13 protein-coding genes are annotated in these 21,792 nt (G+C 39.2%); 8 read left to right on the plus strand and 5 right to left on the minus strand.

The features are described from left to right. Positions 1-158: 158 nt before the first annotated feature. Positions 159-2,666 (minus strand): EAL domain-containing protein, encoded by a 2,508-nt coding sequence (locus ND2E_RS06850; RefSeq protein WP_052056725.1) that lies wholly within the window; start codon positions 2,664-2,666, stop codon positions 159-161. A 281-nt stretch (positions 2,667-2,947) separates the two neighbouring features. Between ND2E_RS06850 and ybaK the strand changes: the two genes are divergently transcribed. Beyond that, complete coding sequence (gene ybaK / locus ND2E_RS06845) at positions 2,948-3,415, plus strand: Cys-tRNA(Pro) deacylase (protein ID WP_033094669.1); 468 nt, start codon at positions 2,948-2,950, stop codon at positions 3,413-3,415. 91 nt (positions 3,416-3,506) lie between these two features. Here the strand turns inward: ybaK and ND2E_RS06840 are convergent, their stop codons facing one another. After that, positions 3,507-5,162: a M28 family metallopeptidase gene (locus ND2E_RS06840; protein ID WP_033094670.1), complete on the minus strand. Its 1,656-nt coding sequence runs from the start codon at positions 5,160-5,162 to the stop codon at positions 3,507-3,509. Between the two features lie 234 nt (positions 5,163-5,396). Between ND2E_RS06840 and ND2E_RS06835 the strand changes: the two genes are divergently transcribed. The 3 genes from ND2E_RS06835 to ND2E_RS06825 all read left to right on the plus strand — a co-directional run bounded on the left by ND2E_RS06835 (position 5,397) and on the right by ND2E_RS06825 (position 6,537). Continuing rightward, on the plus strand, positions 5,397-5,732 hold the full coding sequence (locus ND2E_RS06835) for a hypothetical protein (RefSeq protein ID WP_033094671.1): 336 nt from the start codon (positions 5,397-5,399) through the stop codon (positions 5,730-5,732). A 74-nt stretch (positions 5,733-5,806) separates the two neighbouring features. Further along, a complete protein-coding gene (locus ND2E_RS06830; RefSeq protein WP_033094705.1) occupies positions 5,807-6,004 on the plus strand; it encodes a CPXCG motif-containing cysteine-rich protein in 198 nt (65 codons plus the stop codon). A 110-nt stretch (positions 6,005-6,114) separates the two neighbouring features. Beyond that, positions 6,115-6,537, plus strand: a complete 423-nt coding sequence (locus ND2E_RS06825) for a PaaI family thioesterase (protein WP_033094672.1) — start codon at positions 6,115-6,117, stop codon at positions 6,535-6,537. A 106-nt stretch (positions 6,538-6,643) separates the two neighbouring features. On the opposite strand, the gene ND2E_RS23555 is transcribed toward ND2E_RS06825, so the two are convergent. Further along, positions 6,644-10,264: a bifunctional diguanylate cyclase/phosphodiesterase gene (locus ND2E_RS23555; protein WP_317628129.1), complete on the minus strand. Its 3,621-nt coding sequence runs from the start codon at positions 10,262-10,264 to the stop codon at positions 6,644-6,646. A gap of 291 nt (positions 10,265-10,555) precedes the next feature. Here ND2E_RS23555 and tmpT point away from each other — a divergent pair, with 291 nt between their 5' ends. The 4 genes from tmpT to ND2E_RS06805 all read left to right on the plus strand — a co-directional run bounded on the left by tmpT (position 10,556) and on the right by ND2E_RS06805 (position 19,646). Continuing rightward, positions 10,556-11,194, plus strand: coding sequence for a thiopurine S-methyltransferase (gene tmpT, locus ND2E_RS06820; protein ID WP_033094673.1), 639 nt, complete (start codon positions 10,556-10,558; stop codon positions 11,192-11,194). Positions 11,195-11,241: 47 nt separating this feature from the next. Then, positions 11,242-11,796, plus strand: a complete 555-nt coding sequence (locus tag ND2E_RS06815; protein ID WP_033094674.1) for a DinB family protein — start codon at positions 11,242-11,244, stop codon at positions 11,794-11,796. Between the two features lie 689 nt (positions 11,797-12,485). Further along, positions 12,486-12,986 carry a hypothetical protein gene (locus ND2E_RS06810; protein ID WP_033094675.1) on the plus strand — a complete coding sequence of 167 codons (501 nt, stop codon included), beginning with the start codon at positions 12,486-12,488 and terminating at the stop codon, positions 12,984-12,986. 159 nt (positions 12,987-13,145) lie between these two features. Further along, positions 13,146-19,646, plus strand: a complete 6,501-nt coding sequence (locus ND2E_RS06805) for an Ig-like domain-containing protein (protein WP_033094676.1) — start codon at positions 13,146-13,148, stop codon at positions 19,644-19,646. A gap of 165 nt (positions 19,647-19,811) precedes the next feature. Here ND2E_RS06805 and ND2E_RS06800 read toward each other — a convergent pair whose 3' ends face one another. Beyond that, positions 19,812-20,123 (minus strand): hypothetical protein, encoded by a 312-nt coding sequence (locus ND2E_RS06800; protein WP_033094677.1) that lies wholly within the window; start codon positions 20,121-20,123, stop codon positions 19,812-19,814. Between the two features lie 23 nt (positions 20,124-20,146). Next, the gene (locus ND2E_RS06795) at positions 20,147-21,745 is read right to left on the minus strand and encodes a PfaD family polyunsaturated fatty acid/polyketide biosynthesis protein (protein WP_033094678.1); all 1,599 of its coding nucleotides are present in this window, start codon (positions 21,743-21,745) and stop codon (positions 20,147-20,149) included. Positions 21,746-21,792: the final 47 nt, after the last annotated feature.

Genomic DNA, 21,792 nt, shown 5'->3' on the forward strand with positions numbered 1-21,792 from the left:
TCCATTTTCGAATAGTAATATTGTTAGTTCCATAACGTTGAAACAGCGTATGCGATAAAGTTAAGGAATTATTTGGTAATTTATTGTCTATTTTTTTCAACAACAAATAAAGTAAAACATTTGTAATTTGCCCGTTATTATATTAGAAAAATCACTTATTAGCCTTTTATTACCGATGGCAACGCCTGTGCACACACAGGCTTACTATATAAGTATCCCTGCAATATTTCACAACCTCGGTCAATCAAGAAAATCTTTTGTGCATCATTTTCAACACCTTCAGCAACAATATCTAACTCAAGGTTTTGCGCTAATGTAATAATTGCCGACGTTATCTGGCTTTCTCTAAAATTATGCGGTAATCGGGCAATAAAACTAGCATCAATTTTTAACGTATCAATAGGTAAGCTGGTTAGATAACTCAAGGATGAAAACCCCGTACCAAAGTCATCCAGTGCCACTTTAACCCCCATATTTTTAAGTTGTCTTAATATGTTGGTCGCTTTATCCATCTGCTTTATAAAGCAACCTTCTGTGACTTCAATTTCTAATAACTCTGCAGGCAGCTGACTTTGTGCCAGCACTGACTGCACCGAAGCAACAAGATTACCTTGATGGAAGTGTAATGCTGAAATGTTCACCGCTATGCGTCCACAATCAAGCTCTTGATCTAACCATAACTTTCGTTGTTTACAAGCATGATCTAATACCCAATGGTCGATCTCAGCAATAAATCCAAGTTCTTCTGCCATAGGAATAAATTGTGCTGGAGATACATGGCCAAGAATCGGGTTAGACCAACGTAATAATGCCTCTACCCCCATAACTTTACCAGTGACACCGTGTATTTGCGCTTGAAAGTTCAACTCCAATTCGTTGTTGTCTAATGCTAATCTCAGGTGACTTTGAATTAATGATCGTTCAAGTGAATGGGCATTCATTTTCGGTGTAAAAAGCTGAAATGAATTACGGCCAATGCCTTTAGCACGATACATTGCAATATCAGCATTTTTCATCAGTTCTTCTTTGTTTGTGCCATCTTCAGGGTAAACAGCGATTCCAATAGAAGTGGTTATATTAAGTGCATGTCCTTCAATATGGTAAGGTTGACGAAGCTTGTCAACAATTCGACTACAGGCTTTACAGATATGATCTACTTCACGCATATCTGTTAACAATAGGGTAAATTCATCACCACCAATACGGGCAATGGTGTCTCCTTCTTTTGAACTGTCAGTCAAACGTTTAGCGAAACTTTGCAGTAGTTTATCGCCAATACGATGGCCAAAGTTGTCATTAACTTCTTTAAAATAATCCAAATCAATAAAAAATAGTGCAATTTTATTTTGTTTTCGATGTGCTGTTGCTAACGCCATTTCAACACGATCAAAAAACAATCTTCGATTAGGTAATTGAGTGAGTTCATCATAAAAGGCTAAATTTTCTATACGCTTTTCAGCAAGCTTTCTTTCACTAATATCACTAAAAATAGCAGCAAAAATTTTATTATTATCCTCTCCTTCACTTATTTCAATAATTGTCAGCCACTGTGGGTAAATCTCAGCATTCTTACGCTTGTTCCAAATTTCCCCCTGCCAAACACCTTTTTCTAAAATGCATAACCAAAGCTCTTGATAAAATTCACTATTGTGACGACCTGAGCTCAAAATCTTAGAATTCTGTCCTAACACTTCAGCTTCTTGATAACCAGTCACCCGAGTAAACGCGGGGTTCACTGAGATAATGCTACCTTGCTCATTCGTAATCATAATACCGTCTAACGAGGCTTCTATTATTTTCTCAGCTACCAATAAGTGCTTTTTTGATTCCCTCAGTGCTGAATCTCTTTGCTGAACAATTTGGTGTAACTCTTCAACGTAGGCCAACTCAATATCAAACATTATGTTGTCCATAGATAAGGTGCCAATGATGGCTCCAATATCATCAGACACAGCTAGATGACGAATGTTGTTGCTGATTAATTGCTGGTAAGCTGAATACAAGGAGTGTTTGGCATTAATAGTTTTTAGTGGATAATTGGCATGATGCCAAGCGGTCTTTTTAGTACATTCACCACGGGCAAGTAGGCTTAATAAATCCCGTTCAGTAACGATACCATATTGTTTTAATTCATTATTGAAGATGAGCGAAGAGGAACACTCATTTATTTTCATCTGCTCTGCTACATTATCCAAACTACAGTCATGCTGAAGTAATTGCTGACTTTGCTTAAAACTGCTGGCAACGAGTTTCGCTTGTAAGTAATGCTCTATACCTTGATTTTTAATAACGTCTGTTTGACTAACAATACCCACAGGAAGATTATCATTATCTACGACGACAAAATGCCTCACGCCATGATGTCGAAACTTAGTAGCCAACTCATTAACGGCTACCTCTTGCTTGATAGTCACTACAGGCGAGTTCATTAGCTCACTAATATTTACATTAAACTGTGCCTGATCACTAAAATCAATTTTACGACAATCAGACTCGGTCCATATACCAAGTGTATGGTTACTTTTAATAATAATTGAGCTTATATTGCGCGCTCTCATACGGTTAGCTGCAACGTTTATCTTTGTCTCAGGCAAACACGTTAAGATACTCGTTTGCATAATATCTTTAACTATTAAGTTAAGCTCTGGTGTTTTAGAATGTAACAAGGTATCCCTTCCTATAAAATCTTAGTTCATCAGTCGCGAAGCTAAATCAGCAATTCATGATAGCCGTTAAGCCATTAGTATATTCTGAGCTATATGGAGATACTTTACTAAAGTTACCATCGTAAAAATATGATCTAGCGCATTGATTTTTATCAAAATTAAAGACATATACTTGGAAGCATTTATCTTGTTAACAAAACATGTCAAATATGTAAATTAGGAATGCTTTTAATGTGAATACGGCCAATTCCCCCTACTATTTTTTGAACTAGGAATATGAAATGACACCTGCAATTAATGCCGCTAAAAAGAATAAAATCACTTTTCATCTTCATGAGTATTCTCATGATGCTTCAAGTGATTCCTATGGTGAAGAGGCCGCACAAAAACTTGGTATATCAACCGAGAGAGTTTTTAAAACCTTGGTGGTGAGCATCGACAGTAAAGTATTGATTGTTGCCATAATACCTGTATCTTCCATGTTAAGTATGAAGTTAATCGCTAAAGCTTTCGGTGGTAAAAAAGCCGTAATGGCATTGAAATCTGATGTAGAACGCTCAACTGGTTACGTACTGGGTGGAGTTAGTCCATTAGGACAAAAAAAACGCTTAAGGACTTTTATTGACTCATCAGCTTCGCAATATACTTCTCTCTTTGTCAGCGCGGGTAAAAGAGGTTTGGAAATAGAGTTAAGCCCAAAAGATTTACAACAACTCACGCAAGGCAAAATGGCTGAGCTTTGTCAGTAAATTAAAGAAGTGGGACACTGACACAAAAAAGCGGTAGTACCTAACAGTACTACCGCTTAATAAATGATTTATTATTGTTTAAACGTTATTATTACCTTTTAAACTCTGATGTTTTGCTCCATTGAGGCCAAACACCTGATTCAGATAACTCAACGCCAATTTCAAAGAACAATTGCATATCTTCAACCGCACCTGTTAAATCCCAGTCTTTCGTATATTCATCACAAAGACCGTGATAACACTTACTAAGAATTGGATCTAACTTAAGTCTTAAGTCTGCTGTTGCTTGATCAGCTGGAATAGAGCCACCTTTTGCGTATAACGCAGGAATACCGATATTAGCAAATGCGAAGTGATCAGAACGATAATAAATACCTGCTGCCGGTCTTGGATCACCCGAGATGATGCGATCTTGTTTTAAAGCCGCTTTAGTTAAATAATTATCAAGCTCAGATTGGCCTAAGCCGTATACTGCAACGTCTTTACTCTTACCATTTGCATTGAGTGCATCCATATTAATGTTAGCAACCGTTTTAGCTGCTGGAATTATTGGGTTTGCTGCATAAAACTTAGAGCCAAGTAAGCCCTGCTCTTCTGCTGTTACTGCTAAGAAAGTTACTGAACGGTCAGGTCTATTGGGTAGTTTTGAGAAAGCTTCTGCAACTTCAATCAAGGCAGCAGTACCTGTCGCATTATCACGAGCACCGTTATAAATTTGATCACCTGTTTTGGTTAAATCAGTACCTAAGTGATCCCAATGCGCTGAGTATAAAATATGCTCATCGGCTTTCTGCTGACCAGGTAAAGTTGCAATAAAGTTATATGAAACCGATTTTTTGATCGTATTTTTAACGGTAATAGAGGCATCTAAATTCCCCATATCAACATTGAAACTGCCCTGTGCGGCACGTTTTTTCATTTTATCGAAATCTAGACCTGCTCTTGAAAACAATTCAGTTGCAACACTACTGTTAATCCATCCCTCAACGGCAACACGACCTTTATTTAAGTCATCACGTTGAAAGCTAAACTGAGGACCAGTCCAAGAATTTTTTACTACTGACCAGCCATAAGAAGCGGGCGCAGTTTCATGAATGATAATTGCTCCTTCGGCACCTTGCCGGCTGGCTTCTTCATATTTATATGTCCAACGACCATAGTAAGTCATGGCATTTCCATTAAAGATTGCCGGGTCTTTGGTGGCAAAACCAGGATCGTTAACTAAAATAACAACTGTTTTACCCTTAACATCAAGCCCGTCATAATCGTTCCAGTTGTATTCTGGTGCATTGACACCGTATCCAACAAAGACAAGTTCAGAATTTTTAAGTTGTTCTAACTCACTAATACGAGCGCTGCCCATAACCATGTCAGTACCGTGTTGGTAATTTTTACCACCAATTGCCAATGTCATATCGCTTGACGCTTCAATTGAGACTAACGGCACTTCTTGTAAAAAGCTGTCACCATTGCCTGGCTTAAAACCAATAGCCGTAAACTGCTCAGTTAAATATTCAAGGGTAAGTCTTTCACCTTCACTTGACGGTGCACGACCACCAAATTCATCAGAAGATAATACTTTTACATGTTCAATTAATTGCGCAGTATTAATGCTATCGTAGCTAGCACTAATCGCTTGAGCGCTATTTCCAGTTGAAGCGTTTCCTTGTGTTGAGTCATTAGATGTTGCAACACAACCGACTAACACTGCTACCGATAAAATCGATAATCCAATTTTTTTTATCATAATTATTATACTTATGCTGTGAAAAAGATGATTGGAGTATAAAGGGTCTCAAAACAACTGACCAGTAGCGATATGTAAATCAACGCAGAGCAACTAAAGCAAACTGTCATGGTCAGTTTCCACAAGAGTAAAATAATCACCTCACATGATAATAGATTTTAAGTACTCGCTGGTTTAAAGTAATCAACTGACTGATACTTCTATTCAATCAAACACTTTACCGATAAGAATATAATGAAAAAAACCTTAAACGAACTCTCTGAAATTGTCGCCAAAGCCAATGATTTATTTTATGACCGTAATAAAGATGTTGATACTCTTATGGGCATAATGGACAAAACATTACGTAAGCAAGGTATAAATGCAGATGCAATAACAATTGATTGTATCGCTGTAAATAAGAAAATAGTTTTGGTATTGCATGATAGCAAGCCTGATTTAGTCGACATTGCTTTAGGTGATAAAGCGGGAGCGATTCATTCATCAACTGAGCATAAATTAGAAGACCTTAATATTGTACAAATACTCGATATGATGGAAAAGAACTTCCTGCACTCACTTGATAAATAATAGCAATGTTAGAAATAGTGCCGTAATTAATGTTGACGATTGCATTAAGTGGAACAAGGAGTGTGTCGATGAATATAAACCAGTTATCTGAAAAAACTGTCGGTTGTCCATACTGCGGTGAGTTAATCAACGTACTCATTGACACATCTGACTTGCAACAACAATATATTGAAGATTGTCAGGTATGTTGCAAACCAATTAATTTCATTATTTCTGCAAGCCTCGAAGGTGAACTAATCGTAAGTGTTTTTAGTGAAGATGAAGCATTTTAACCATTATTTAGTTTGGTGGTTAGAGCCTCCATGCTCATAATCTAGGCTCTATTTAACTATGCACTTAGGCATTTATTTTGATCTCACATTAACTTTACAAAAGGCAGCTCATGGCTTCTAAAGAAACACTGACCGAATTCCTACAATCCGAATTCCCGCAAACTAAATGCTCCATTGATGAAGTAGGCAATCAAAAAGCCATCGTTAGACACGAGGTTGGAAAAGATGAATTACGTCCTGGTGGTACAGTTTCTGGCCCCGTCATGATGACCACTGCTGATGTTGCTTTGTACGTGGCAATTCTTGGTGAAATTGGACTGGTACCACTCGCCGTTACAACAAACTTAACAATTAATTTTCTTCGTAAACCTTCTAGCCAAAAAGATATTATCGGGATTTGTTCATTGATAAAGGTAGGAAGAACGCTAGTCGTTGGGGAGGTCGAGTTATATTCTGACGGTGAAGAAGAGCCAGTAGCGCATGTTATTGGTACTTATGCCATCCCCCCAACTAAAGCTAAAAACGACATGTGAAATGAGATGAGAGCTTAGATCTTTGTTTTCTCTAACAACAAGACAGTTGGACAGGTTATTCTAGATAGAATAGTTAAAGGGCATAAATGGACTTTAAACAGCTCTATCATTTACAGCAACTTTTCCAGTTATCATCTGGTTCCCAGTTAATAATCCATGACGGAATATCACTGGCAGGCATAGGTCTAGCAATACCATGACCTTGTGCTAATTCACAGCCAAGCTGTAATAGTGCGGTACCGTGTTCAATGGTTTCAACCCCTTCAGCAATCACCTTACGTTTGAATAATTTAGCTAACGTAATTACCCCTTCAACAATGGCCAAATCATCAGCATCACTTAACATATCTAGTACAAAACTCTGATCTATCTTTATTAAGCTAACTGGTAACCTTCTAAGGTAAGTCAGCGATGAATACCCTGTGCCGAAATCATCGAGGGCAAAACCTACTCCCAATGCCATGCAAGCATTCATGATTGTTGATATATGATGAACATCTTCTAAGGCACTTGTTTCAAGCACCTCTAATTCTAAGTAACTAGGTTCAACATCGGGATGAGCATCTAATAATGTCTTAAGCTTATCTATAAAGTCAGCCTGCTGTAACTGAACGGCTGCGATATTTACGCTAATACTTACCGATAGATTAGGCCCCATTTTTTGCCAATCGCTGATTTGTGTCAGTACAGTATCAATAACCCATTCCCCCAATTCGATACTCATCGGGTTATTTTCAATCAGCGGCAAGAACTCAAGTGGGTTTATTAACCCGCGCTCTGGGTGTTGCCAACGAATAAGTGCTTCAACTCCGGTCACTGTCCCTAACTTCATATTAACCTTAGGCTGATAATGAAGAATAAATTGACGGTTATCTAATGCATTACGAATAGCTTCTAGGCTTTCCCGTTGCACTTTGACCGCATCATCTTGAGCAGTATCAAAAAAGTGATAACGATTTTTACCTGATTCTTTGGCCACATACATTGCTTGATCAGCATGACGCATTAGCAAATCAGCATCGCCATTATCTTGTGGGTAAAGTGTGACACCAATACTGGCAGATATATTTAATACAATCCCATCAATCACAACCCGCTCTGACGCGGCTAACAATAGCCGCTCTAATACAGGTTCACAATCTTCAACTGTCGTTAAGTCGGCTAACACAGCGACAAATTCATCGCCACCAATGCGCGCTAAGCTGTCATTTTCGCGTAATGCCGCTTTCATACGAACAGAGAGAGCAATTAGCAGTTCATCACCTACATCATGCCCATAAGTATCATTGACGTGTTTAAAGCCATCTAAATCAAGAAATACAACAGCCAGTGACTGTTTATAGCGGCTGCACTGCAACATTGCTTGAGATAATCTATCAGCCAATAATACGCGATTGGGTAAATTTGTAAGTATATCGTAGTGAGCTATATGCTCTAGTTGATATTGATGTTCCTTCATTAGGGTTATATCGTTACCCAATGATACGTAATGGGTCGTCATACCATTTACATCTCGAACAGCGCTGATCGTTTGCATTACCGCATACACTTCACCATTTTTTCGCCTGTTCCAAACTTCACCAGACCAATAACCTACCTTTTTTAAGGCTTGCCACATCTCAGCATAAAACTCGGTAGATTGACGTCCAGATTGGAGAATCTGTGGGTTACTACCAATAGCTTCTTCACGACTAAAACCGGTTATTTTAGTGAAGGCCTGATTCACATCAATAATCGTCGCTTTATCATCCGTGATAATGATTCCTTCTCCCGCATGGCTAAAGACACTAGCCGCGAGTTTAATTTTCTCTTCTGCTATCTTGCGATTGGTAATATCACTATGTATACCGCTCATGCGAAGTGGCTTACCATCACTATGGCGTTGCATTACATTAGCTTGGTCATGAACCCATCTAAAGCCGCCTTCTTTAGTTAACATCCTGTATTCGAGGCTATGAGAATTTGAGCGCCCCTCTAGGACGTCATTAATAGACTGCCATGCCTTTTCTCTGTCCTCATGGTGCACAAAATCAGCCCACTGATTAGTTGTATGTTCTAGTTCATTATGAGTATAACCGAGCATAGTAGCCCAGCGTTCATTTCTATACACTTTTCCTGTGACTATATTCCAATCCCAAAAACCAAGATTTGCCCCCGCCAATACGAGTTGCATTTGTTCATCACTAGCCTTTAAGTTTACATTAGCTTGGATTTTCTCAATGGCGATACTTGCTAAACTAGCCGCTTGTTCAATCATTGTAATATTAGCTTTTGTTGGGGTATTTATTTCATGATGATAAATAGAAAAAGTACCTAGCACCTTTCCTTGTGTTGAACGTATAGGTTCAGACCAGCACGCCCTCAATTTGGCCTTACTTGTGAGTTCTTTGAAAGAAGCCCAAGAAGAATCATGTTGGATATCCTCAACAATAACTCGTTCATTTGTGTAAGCGGCGGTTCCACAGCAACCTACCCCAGGCCCAATCTCAATACCGTTTATAGCAGTACTAAAAAAATCAGGCAGGCTTGGTGCTGCCCCACTTAATAAATGCTTACCTTCATCATCCAACAGTAAAATACTACAAAGCATTTCTGGACATTCTTGCTCAACACCTTGCACCACAGCTTCTAAAATTACAGGTAATAGGTCGCCACTTGTGAGGAGTTCTAATACATGTGTACGAGATTTTTCACGAAGTTCTGCATGTTTTCGCTCAGTGATATCTTGATGTGTTCCACAAAGTCTAAGAGGGTCATGTGTACCTTCTTCGTACTCAATAACAGAGCCAGACCCTTGAATCCAAACCCATCGACCATCCGCATGCTTCATCCTAAATTCAGCAACGTAGTTTTTTCCAGACAGAATATGAGCATGAACAGTTTTCTTCATTAAATCTTCATCATCGGGATGAATAAGTTCAGCCCAGTCACTGATATGATTTGTAATATTTTGTCTTGCTAAACCAAGTATTGCTAACCATTCATCATTAACAACATGTTCGCCAGTTTTATACCACCAATCCCAGTAACCTAGCTTTGCGCCATTAATTACATTTAACAACTGTTTTTGAGATGTGCTAACATTTTCATCACTCAACTTTAATACATTGATAGTTTTTAATCGCTTAGCGTTATAACGAAGTAATAAGCTAGCTATGACAACTCCCAATAAAAGGACTAAAACAAGTAATAATCCCTGGATGAATTTGAACGCTTGCAAGTCTTCTGCTTTCGCTTTTTGTAAAGCGCTTTCAACACTATCTGCAGAATGATTAAACTTTAAAAAGGCTTGGTCAAATTGTTGTTCAATACTAGAACCAACACCAGATACTGACTGTGATGCCCAACGCTTTTTTGCTATTTGCCGAAAATTATGAATTCCATCTATTGTATCTTCAATTTGGCTACGTAAATCAGGATTATTTAATGCGAGAAAAGTACCTTCATTGTTAGTGCCACCGTCAAGCATCGCTTTAGCATACCATTCTGATTGATCCAAATTGGCCCAAATATTTTCTATACTAACGGTTTGATCACCACTCATAATCTCTTCAAACCACAAATGAGCCATGGTTGCTTCAAGCTTTATTTCCATAGTCGCATCAATTAAAGGTGTATATCGCTCGGCAATATCACGGCCAATAAAAAATGAATAATAGATAATAGCCATTGTGAACAGTGTTACGGAAGTAGAGACAAAAAGTATTTTACGAGCAGCAGTGTTCATCAAATCCATCCCTATTTAAAACTGACAATTATGCATGAATGGCTAGACAAAATTCCTTTTATTTTAATAGGATAATTACACATACTGTTGCCTAAAGTTGCGCCATTAATAATCATAATTGTTAGATTATTAATATAGCAAAAACTCAGGTAATATCACCCTAACTTAAATCAAGGCTTGCATTTAAAGTCATCAAATAAAATTTTAGTATTAAACCTAGGAAAACCTTTGGTATTTTATACCAACGTCTTTATAGTTTTAATTATCAACTTGCAGCAATTAGAGGGATATATGGATTCAAATTTTTGGCATCAACGATGGGAAACCAATGACATAGGGTTTCATCAACGGTCCGTTAACCCGCTATTAGCAGAATACTTTAACACCCTTTCTTTAGCTGAAGGCGCTCGTCTATTTATACCTTTATGCGGTAAAACACTCGATATAGCTTGGCTACTCTCTAAAGGTTACCGTGTTGCTGGAGCTGAGCTTAATCAACCGGCAGTTGAGCAGCTATTTTGTGAACTTGGTGTCGAGCCAAGGGTTACTAAATTAGGCGAGTTAATCTGTTTTAGTGCAGAAAATATCGATATCTTTGTTGGTGATATTTTCGATTTATCAACTGAATTATTAGGCGATATTGATGCTATTTATGATAGAGCTGCGCTGGTTGCTTTACCTGAAGCAATGCGTAAACAATATCGAGCGCATTTACTTGAAATCACCCATATTGCGCCCCAGCTCCTGCTTACCTTTGAATATGATCAAACTGTGTTAGAAGGTCCGCCATTTTCTATCAGTTCCGAAGACATTAATCAGTATTATGCAGATCAATACACCTTAAAACGCCTGAAACAAATAGAGGTACCGGGTGGGTTAAAAGGTCAATGCAAAGCGAGTGAAACTATTTGGTTGCTATCTGCTATTTAATTTTTCCTTTAATAATAAATAAGATAACTAACTTGAGGATATAAATTTTGAGTTTATCAAAAAATTTTAAAATGATGTCGCTTTATAATCAGCGAATGAATAGTCAATTAATGGGACATTGCTTGACATTATCAGATGATATTTTGACAAAAGACACTGATTCATTTTTCCCAAATATCATCAGTTATTGGAATCATATTTTGTTCGGTGATTTAATTTTATTAGGCCGTTTAGCTGCAAATAATATAGGAAGTTTATCTCCTTTGGACTTCTCAGAATTTCCAACACCTATTTCTCCACAAGATGTTTATCATACTAACTTACTCGATATTGCCTTGTTAAGAACGCAAATTGATGTATTAATCATCCGTTATTGCAAAAATTTAACCGAAAATGATTGTGATAAATTTATTACTTACACCACTACTGAAGGCGATGTTATTAGCAAAGCAGTTGCTGATATAACCCAACATATTTTTAACCACCAAACTCACCATCGAGGACAGCTAACTTGCCTAATGAATCAGGCTGGAGTTGATTATGGCTGCATGGATTTACCCATGATTGTTGCAGAAGGCAGCCGTACCTCTCCTAACCTGTAACGCTGTATCTTTCATTGCACATGTGCGCTAATAATACGAAGCATTGTATCAATGCCTTCATACCGATTCCCCAAAGGGGCTTTAGATTTAATCAATGCACTGATTGAGGAACTCTACGTATTTAGGTTTTTATAACAAAGAGCAACTATTCTCTAAAACCTATCAATAATAGTTGTTCTCTGACATATTCTTTCAATGAATTCACGATATTTATAGCTATCAGCAACAATTAAAAAACTACCCGTTCAAAGAATAGAAAGCCCTTTAGAGTCAGCTGGTAAAGCTTAAATGTTAACCTCACAAGTTATATTTCCCCAAAAACACAAACAGCAAAAAAACATTTGTCATCACGTAGAAATTGAGTTTTGGTCTATACTTATTTGAAATAACGCTGGACATTCAACCTAAAAAAGACTAGCCCACTGTTATAAAAGTGAATTGACACAATAATTTAGCAGATTAATTTAGCTAAATTTGAGCAAATACTAAGCGCTGAAGTCGTGTCCGCGTAACACTAAATACAACAAGGTTCGATACAGTTTTCATTAATGACAGTGTAAAAATAGCATTTATATCACTATTAAAAACATCTAGTAAATTACACTCTCTTTATTTGTACAGCTTAACTATCGATACAAATTTATATTTTTATGGACTCTTTCAAGCGTCTGTTTAAAAGGATATCTTTCATGGAATTCAAGCTAACAGCTGAAGGTGATGTGATTGAACAGCTTCACAACCGCAAGCGTTCAATGTTAGTTAGCATATACCAAACAAGAAAATATTTAATTTTTTCATTCAAGGACTTTCTACAAACTAACCAAGTCGTTTTATTGGACCCGCTGATGGCAATAGCAGTCTCAGGTTATCAATTAGCCATCGTGGTAAAAAATTTAATAATTAACCATATGAATCATCACAATCTACGCCAAACATACCCGAAAAACGTACTTAACACCGACGCGCTCTCCCCTTCTAAAATAGGGCTATTCACAAATAAAGTTTCACGTCAAAACATGAGTGTTTATATTGAATGTACGTTTTCAAGTCTTTCCGATTTCATAATAACTCTTCATTTACACCCATTTGCAAGATTACATTTATCAATTATGCAAGTTACGACGATTATTACCGCTTTACATGCCCTAGCTAGGATCAATAATAAAAAATTACAGCGCTTAATGAAATAAATAATAACTTTAGGAAAGTATAGTTAGAAAATATTACTAATAAAATTAAAACGTTAAATACTGAAAATGTGTAATTATCCAATTGTGTAGTCTTTTTCAGCTCCTTTATATTAATTATCTCTTTCTACACCTCAAGGTGCTGTTGGGGGGAATGTTAAAATGAAATTAACTACACGGATAACACAGGCAATTTTTAATATCAGACAAGCATTAATTGTGATGGCACTTACTCTATCAAGTAATGTTAATGCAGCGCCACCTAGTATAACGATAGGAACTTCTAACCTTAACTATACCGAAAATATGCCTCTGACCCAATTTGATCCAGTAGCCACACTTTCCGATTCAGATGGTGATACCGATTGGGATGGGGGTAGCTTAGTTGTCCAGATAACCGGTAATAGTGAATCTAGTGACGAAATAAGTATCCCTGACAATATTGTGGGCACTATCAATACTAGCGGATTCAATATTCAAAATAACGCCACAGTTATCGGTACGTTGAGTTCTAGTGAAGGAACCGTTACGGATGGCGCTGCTTTAACTATCACCTTCAATGCCAGCGCAACAAATGCATTAGTACAGCAAGTTTTACAAGGGATCAGTTATCGTAATTTATCGGATGATCCAAGTGCGTCCGACCGTATTGTGACCTTTACCGCTACAGACAAAATCGCTGAATCAGCCAGCGACACTCAAACAATCGTATTTACAACGCTCAATGATCAGCCTACGTTATCTGCAACAGCAGATAATCCGACATTTACTGAGGGTGATAGTGCTGTGAGTGTATTTAGTAATAGTTCTACGTCTACGGTTGAATCTGGGCAAACTTTAAGCGCCTTAACTCTAACCATCATGAACGTGAGTGACGGAAGTCCCATAGGTACAGATGAAACGCTCTTTATCGACGGTAGTGCTATTTTATTAACCAACAATAATAGCGGTACAACCACAACCAATAGCTTAACCTACGATGTTAGCTTTTCTGGTATAACAACTATGTTAAGTTTAATTGCTGGCAGTCTTAGCGAAACCGAAATGCAGTCATTAATTGATAATATGACTTACTTAAATTCAAGTGAAGCACCTAATGAAAGTGACCGAGTAATCACTTTAACTGAACTTGTCGATAGTGGCAGCAATAGCGAGGATAATGCTAACAGCACTAGTTTGACGATTACTTCAACAATAACAATTGAATCCGTCAATGATGAGCCTACCATTACCATTGATAATGCCTTAACCACCGATGAAGATAACAACCAAAGTTTAACGTTTACTTTTACTGATGTTGATGGCGACACCGTCTCTGCAACTGTGACCACCCAAGCTAGCCACGGTGTTGCTAGTGTCAGCGGTACCACGGTCACTTATACGCCCGATGCCAACTTTAACGGCAGTGATAGTTTCACCCTGACCTTAACCGATGGTGCAGGATTCACCACAACACAAGTGATTAGCGTCACAGTCAACTCTGTCAATGACGAGCCAACCATAACCATTGATAGCACTTTGACCACCGATGAAGATAATAATCAAAGTTTAAGTTTCACTTTTACTGATATTGATGGCGATACCGTCTCTGCTAGCGTAACTACGCAAGCCGACCACGGCGTTGCCAGTGTCAGTGGCACTACTATAAGTTATGTGCCGGATGCCAACTTTAACGGCAGTGATAGTTTCACCCTGACCTTAACCGATGGTGCTGGCTACACCACAACACAAACCATTAGCGTCACGGTCAACTCAGTCAATGACGTGCCTACCATTACCATTGATAGCACCTTGACTACCGATGAAGATAATAATCAAAGTTTAACGTTTACTTTCACTGATATTGATGGCGATACTGTCTCTGCTAGCGTGACTACGCAAGCCAACCACGGCGTTGCCAGTGTCAGCGGCACCACCGTCACTTATGCGCCCGATGCTAATTTTAATGGCAGTGATAGTTTTACGTTGACTTTAACCGATGGTGCCGGCTACACCACAACGCAAGTGATTAGCGTCACGGTTAACTCGAGCAATGACGAGCCCACCATTACCATTGATAGCACCTTGACTACCGATGAAGATAATAATCAAAGTTTAACGTTTACTTTTACTGATGTTGATGGTGATACCGTCTCTGCTAGCGTAACTACGCAAGCCGACCACGGCGTTGCCAGTGTTAGTGGCACTACTATAAGTTATGTGCCCGATGCCAATTTTAACGGCAGTGATAGTTTCACCCTGACCTTAACCGATGGTGCAGGATTCACCACAACACAAGTGATTAGCGTCACGGTCAACTCAGTCAATGACGAGCCAACCATAACCATTGATAGCACTTTGACCACCGATGAAGATAATAATCAAAGTTTAAGTTTCACTTTTACTGATATTGATGGTGATACCGTCTCTGCTAGCGTAACTACGCAAGCCGACCACGGCGTTGCCAGTGTCAGTGGCACTACTATAAGTTATGCGCCCGATGCTAATTTTAATGGCAGTGATAGTTTCACCCTGACCTTAACCGATGGTGCTGGCTACACCACAACGCAAGTGATTAGCGTCACGGTCAACTCGAGCAATGACGAGCCCACCATTACCATTGACAGCACTTTGACCACCGATGAAGATAACAACCAAAGCTTAACCTTCACTTTTACTGACGTTGATGGTGATACCGTCTCTGCTAGCGTAACTACGCAAGCCGACCACGGCGTTGCCAGTGTTAGTGGCACTACTATAAGTTATGTGCCCGATGCCAATTTTAACGGCAGTGATAGTTTCACCCTGACCCTTACAGACGGTGCTGGCTACACTACAACACAAGTCATTAGTGTTACAGTCAATTCTGTCAACGACGAGCCCACCATTACCATTGACAGCACTTTGACCACCGATGAAGATAACAACCAAAGCTTAACCTTCACTTTTACTGACGTTGATGGTGACACCGTCTCTGCCACGGTGAGCACGCAAGCCAACCACGGCGTTGCCAGTGTCAGCGGCACCACGGTCACTTATTCGCCCGACGCTAACTTTAACGGCAGTGATAGTTTTACACTAAGCCTAACCGACGGTGCAGGCTTCACCACAACACAAGTGATTAGTGTTACGGTCAACTCAGTGAATGATGATCCAACGATCAGTATTGCAAATACCCTGATCACGGATGAAGATAGCAATCAAACCTTGACCTTCACCTACAATGATGTCGATGGCGATACCGTGTCTGCCAGCGTGAGCACCCAAGCTAACCATGGTATCGCTGTAGTCGTCGGTACCACGGTCAGTTATGCGCCTGATGCTAACTTTAATGGTAGTGATAGTTTCACCCTGACCTTAATCGGCAGTGATGGATATACCACAACACAAACTATTACCGTCACGGTCAACTCCATCAATGACGAGCCAATGATAACCATTGCAAACACCTTGACCACGGATGAAGATAACAACCAAACCTTGATCTTCACTTACAGTGATGTCGATGGCGATACAGTTTCTGCCGTTGAGTCTGTTGCACCTGTTCATGGCACTATATCCATTAAAGACACTACCGTGTTGTATTCCCCTGACGCCAATTTCAATGGTAGTGATAGCTTTACATTAACGTTAACTGACAGTGCCGGTTTTGAAACCAATAAAACTATTATTGTTAATGTCGATTCTGTTAACGATATACCTATTGCTGTAGATGACCAGTTAATGCTTGATGTTGCTGCTGATAATTTGTATCAACTTGACATACTAGCTAATGATATATCTCCCGACGGTGATTCATTGGTTCTGATAGGAGTATCAGCAAGCATAGGCGAGGCGCTAATAGAGAATAACAAGCTAGTTTATCAAGCACCCATCGGGACCGAAGGTATCATTGAATTCGATTATGCGATAAAAGATGTTGATGCTGAAATAGTGACAGCCAAAGTATCACTGCAATTGCTACCTGTTATTTCAAGTAAAATAAATTTAATCCTACCTGATGATGTTATTGCTGATGCTTCAGGATTATTTACCCAACTTGATTTGGGTTTAGCTACTGCTGTGGACCCATTAGGTAAGGCTGTCCCTTTATCAATCGAAAATGGTAACTCTTTATATCCAACAGGCAATAGTTTAGTGCACTGGAAAGCAGATGATGGTGAAGGTCATACTGTCATGTTAAGTCAACGCGTAAAAATCAACCCGTTAATATCAATCGATAAAGATCAGAATACCGCTGAAGGAGCAAATCCAGTTATTGCGGTTCATTTAAACGGTACTGCTCCTGATTATCCTGTAAGGGTAACTTACACCGTATCAGGAACAGCTGATGCTAGTGATCATAACTTAACCGGTGGTGAACTCGTTATAGAGGAAGGCACAACAGGATTTATCACACTAAGCGTATACGAAGATGCTGTTGTAGAAAGTAATGAAACTATTGTTGTACGCCTTAGCAGCGATCATAATTTAGGTAATAAATCAGAGCATACATTAACAATCGTTGAAGGGAACTTAGCCCCCAAAGTAGTCTTAAAAATATCACAAGCCAATGAACAACGCTCTTTAGTTACCAATAATAATGATTTGGTAACAGTTCACGCAATAGTATCAGATGCGAACCCTGATGACATTCATCGCATAGAATGGTCAACAACACATAATGAAATTCCAGTGCCGGGCATCGACCAAAATGAATTTAATTTTGACCCTTCAGTATTAGTCCCAGGCGTGTATAAATTAACGGCAAGAGTCATTGATAACGGTACTGCACTGCTAGAGACAACGCAAGATGTATATTTTGAAGTAGTTACCACACTTGCACTACTTCGCAGTGTAGACAGTGATGGCGATCTTATTCCTGATAATCAAGAAGGTTATATTGATACTGATGGCGATGGTATCGCTGATTACTTAGATGCTATTAGTCAGTGTAATGTATTGCAGGAGCAAGCATTAGTTAGTAATCAATTTCTAATTGAAGCGGAGCCTGGTGTTTGCTTACGCAAGGGCATAACCGTTGCTTCTAATGAGACTGGTGGCTCACAATTACTCAAAGAAGAATTATTAACCGATGATGAAATGACCAATATTAGTGGTTTATTTGATTTTATGGCCTATGATTTGAAAACACCGGGGCAAAATATTACGTTGGTCATTCCACAACGTTTACCCATTCCCGAAGCAGCTGTATACCGTAAATTACGAAACGGTCAATGGAGTAATTTTATTGAAGATGAAAACAATATGATTCATTCTGCTGCAGGTCAGCCAGGCTACTGCCCTCCGCCCAATCACCCGACATGGTCTGCCGGTTTATCTTTAGGGCATTGGTGTGTGCAGTTAACCATTCAAGATGGTGGTGCAAATGATGCTGATGGCCATATTAATTCAGCAATTGTTGACCCGGGAGGAATAGCCATTAGTGCAAGTGACAACCACGCACCTGTAGCTACAGCAGATGACGTTACGATAAAATGGAAAACAAGTAAGGTGATCGACGTATTATCTAATGATACAGACGAGGATGATGATGTAGTTAGCATCAGTGCCGCTACCGTTGATTATGGTGAAGTTAGCTTTGAAAATGCTCAACTAGTGTATACGACGTCAGATATTTTCTTTGAGCGTGCGATTATCCAATACAGTATCACAGATCAAAATGGCGGCTCGGCTCATAGTACAGTAACTGTTCAGGTAGTAAATAATTTTGCACCGGTTGCTTTTGATGATAGTGCTTCTACTGATGATAGAGGTACCGTTAACATAGACGTCCTAGGTAATGATCTAGATGCTGATGGTGATCAGCTAACCATTATTGAAGTAGCTGCTGAACATGGTGATGTAGTTATTAACGCCGATCAAACGTTAACTTATAGTGCTCAATCTGGTTTTGACGGCGTAGATACTATTTCTTATACCATCGTAGATGAAAAAGAGGCAACTGCACAGGGGACTGTCACAGTCACAGTAACTGCTTTTGTCATCGCAGAAGTTAAAAACTCATCGGGAGGCTCAATGGGAAGCATTATTCTTTTATTAACAAGCATCGCTTTACTGTGTCGCAACAGAAAAATAGCAGTATCACTATTATTAGCGGTAATCTTTAGTGTAAATGCACAAGCAAAGGGGGTTGGCGAGCAATCTCAATGGCTAATCGAAGTTGAGTATGGTTACTCTCAAGCCGAGAATAACAAGGACTTAGATGATATCCCACCAGAAAATATCGAAAGTATTGATAGTGAAGATACTGCTTGGTCTGTTGGCTTAGGGTATTTATTAACACCTGAATGGAAAGTAGTTGGACGTTTTGTTGATCTCGGAACCGGTAGTGCCACATTAAAAGCAGAAACTCTTGACCCTGACGAATATCACCAATCAGCTGCTAAGGCGACACCACTGCTTGTACGTGGTTTCGCTGTAGATGTAAGTTATCAATTGTTTAATTTTGCAGATATTGTCAGTGATGCCGCAGTGGGAACAATACTATGGGAAAGAGACTTCGAAAGTAGCTTTCAAGGAAACTCAATTAAACGTTTTAAATCAGGCACTGATATGTATTTAGGTGTGCAGATGGGGTATCAGTTGAATAAGCACTTGCAGTTAGGGGTAAGTTATAATCATTATTTTATTTCAGAAAATGGCATTGATACCCTCAATGTCAGAGCTACTTATCGGTTTTAGAGCTTTCAAGCAACTCTTCAACCAAAACCATTAAACCATTGGCCATTTGTGTTTGTTAAAATACTTCAAGGCGGCGCTTGTTCAAACAAGTGCCTTGCTTTGAATAACTTTCCTACACAACATGAACACAAACTTAAGAAAGTCGGTACTTCTTGCCGAACTTACCTATTCCTGCCCTGTTGCAACAACTGCGACAAAGTGGCCATAATAAAGTTTTTTACCCACTAAACGCTCTATTTCAGCTGCACTTGGATAGGTAGACCACTGTGTAGAGCAGCACTTTACCGCTTCAATATTTACCCAAGTCAGGTGCCAACATATTTCTTCTGCATTATCGGTTTTCACTAAAATTTCGTGCGCAATAATATTATTTTGTTCAGCATTTATTTCAATAAATAGTGATTCACTTAACGCGAGCACGCGCGTTAAGTTTGCTTCATCAACCTCAAAAACTGCAAATTCCGTACATGTTGACATCTCTTTCCCTTTTTCGCTTATGACTAATCTTCGCTGCGATAGCTTGCCAGCTCAGTATTTAAATTGACACCCTGCAGTTTTAACTGGTTGATGCGTTGTAAGTAAGCGGCACCTTTTAACATATGCAATGCAACATCCACGGCAAAACGGCGAGTATAGTCTTCTAAATAGGTACCTTTTACCCAACTATTAAATGCGCCTAAACTTGGACCTGCCCAAATTTGATAATCCATTTCGCGGCCCTTTTCACCGGTATTAGACCAACGAGAGCTTAATCCTAGATACCAACGGAAAATTAGCGCCATTTTACGTTTAGGGCTAGATTGTGCCCGCGCTAACATTTCAGGATCACGTTCAGTGAAAAACGCTTCTGTACCAGCCCAAACATCATCTAAGTTGGAACGAAATATTTGTTTTTCAATCTTAAGACGTTCATCCGCTGGGATCGCTTCAATAGAGTCATAGTTAATGTATAACTCGTAAAGTTTCTTTGCTCGCATGGCGAACATTGAACCACGCTTAACAACTTGCAACTTCACGCCCATTTCGAACATATCAGCAGCAGGTGCCATAGTCACATCGGCCATTTCAACACTGGCTAGTAACTTACGCGTATATTCTGATGCCCCTGCTTCAACACAGGCTTGGTTAACCGAACCAAGCACAATATACGCTGCGCCCATATTAAAGGCGGCTAATGCAGCTTCAGGGGTGCCAATACCACCACCAGCACCAACTCGTAGCGCTGGAGAGAAGTTGTATTGTGCTTGCACTTCATCACGCAAGGCAATAATTGTTGGCAATAAAGTTAAGAACGGACGATTGTCGGTATGACCACCAGAGTCTGCTTCTGCAGTTATATCATCAGCCATGGGTACAAGCTTTGAAAGTTCGGCTTGCTCTTGCGTGACTTTTCCTTGAGCGAGGAGTTTATCAATTAATTTTTGCGGTGCAGGCTCCATAAAGCGTCGACCAACTTCAGTGCGAGAGACTTTGGCAATCACTTTATTGCCGATGTTTACGCTACCATCGCTATTTTTAGATAAACCTGCTAAACGATACCAAACGATATGTTCGGTTAAACCTAAATAAGCTGAAGCTTCTACTGTTTTAACGCCTAACTTTAAAAAGCGTTCAACCGCGCCACGCTCTAATGCTTCTTCTGCTGGTGCATGAATTAAATTTACCGCGTAAGGGCCGTTAGGCAATTCTGCTTGAATACGTTTAATCGCATCTTCTACCGCATCAGGCACTAAGCCTGCTGCGCCAAATGAACATAAAAATCCAGCTTTACCTAAAGCAACAACAAGCTCAACTGAGGCAATACCATTGGCCATAGCGCCGCCATGATAGGCATATTTAACACCATGCTGTTTTTTGTAAGCATCATCGCCTAAATCTTCAGGGTTTAACTTTTGCGCAAAGGCTAAGACATCGGTTGATCCCGAGGTTGATGTAGTATTAGCAACACCGAAGCCATCATTTGATTTTGCTACATACACAGGTTTTGTTAAGTCCATTAATGCTGACTTAACTTCAACAGCATTGGCTTTAACGGCGCTGTTATCAACTTTCCATGCCCAATCAATTGGATTGGCATTGTTATAACGTAAATTTGACATCTTTGTTCCTATTTATCTTACTTGTTCTTATTTTTTTAAGATCTATT

Origin of the sequence: Colwellia psychrerythraea (assembly GCF_000764225.1) — a bacterium.
Taxonomy (GTDB): domain Bacteria; phylum Pseudomonadota; class Gammaproteobacteria; order Enterobacterales; family Alteromonadaceae; genus Colwellia; species Colwellia psychrerythraea_D.

Bases quoted from the DNA above. Each gene is read 5' to 3' on its own strand.
- ybaK (WP_033094669.1), top strand. From the start codon at position 2,948: ATGACACCTGCAATTAATGCCGCTAAAAAGAATAAAATCACTTTTCAT.
- ND2E_RS06840 (WP_033094670.1), bottom strand. From the start codon at position 5,162: ATGATAAAAAAAATTGGATTATCGATTTTATCGGTAGCAGTGTTAGTC.
- ND2E_RS06835 (WP_033094671.1), top strand. From the start codon at position 5,397: ATGAAAAAAACCTTAAACGAACTCTCTGAAATTGTCGCCAAAGCCAAT.
- ND2E_RS06825 (WP_033094672.1), top strand. From the start codon at position 6,115: ATGGCTTCTAAAGAAACACTGACCGAATTCCTACAATCCGAATTCCCG.
- ND2E_RS23555 (WP_317628129.1), bottom strand. From the start codon at position 10,264: ATGAACACTGCTGCTCGTAAAATACTTTTTGTCTCTACTTCCGTAACA.
- tmpT (WP_033094673.1), top strand. From the start codon at position 10,556: ATGGATTCAAATTTTTGGCATCAACGATGGGAAACCAATGACATAGGG.
- ND2E_RS06810 (WP_033094675.1), top strand. From the start codon at position 12,486: ATGGAATTCAAGCTAACAGCTGAAGGTGATGTGATTGAACAGCTTCAC.
- ND2E_RS06805 (WP_033094676.1), top strand. From the start codon at position 13,146: ATGAAATTAACTACACGGATAACACAGGCAATTTTTAATATCAGACAA.
- ND2E_RS06800 (WP_033094677.1), bottom strand. From the start codon at position 20,123: ATGTCAACATGTACGGAATTTGCAGTTTTTGAGGTTGATGAAGCAAAC.
- ND2E_RS06795 (WP_033094678.1), bottom strand. From the start codon at position 21,745: ATGTCAAATTTACGTTATAACAATGCCAATCCAATTGATTGGGCATGG.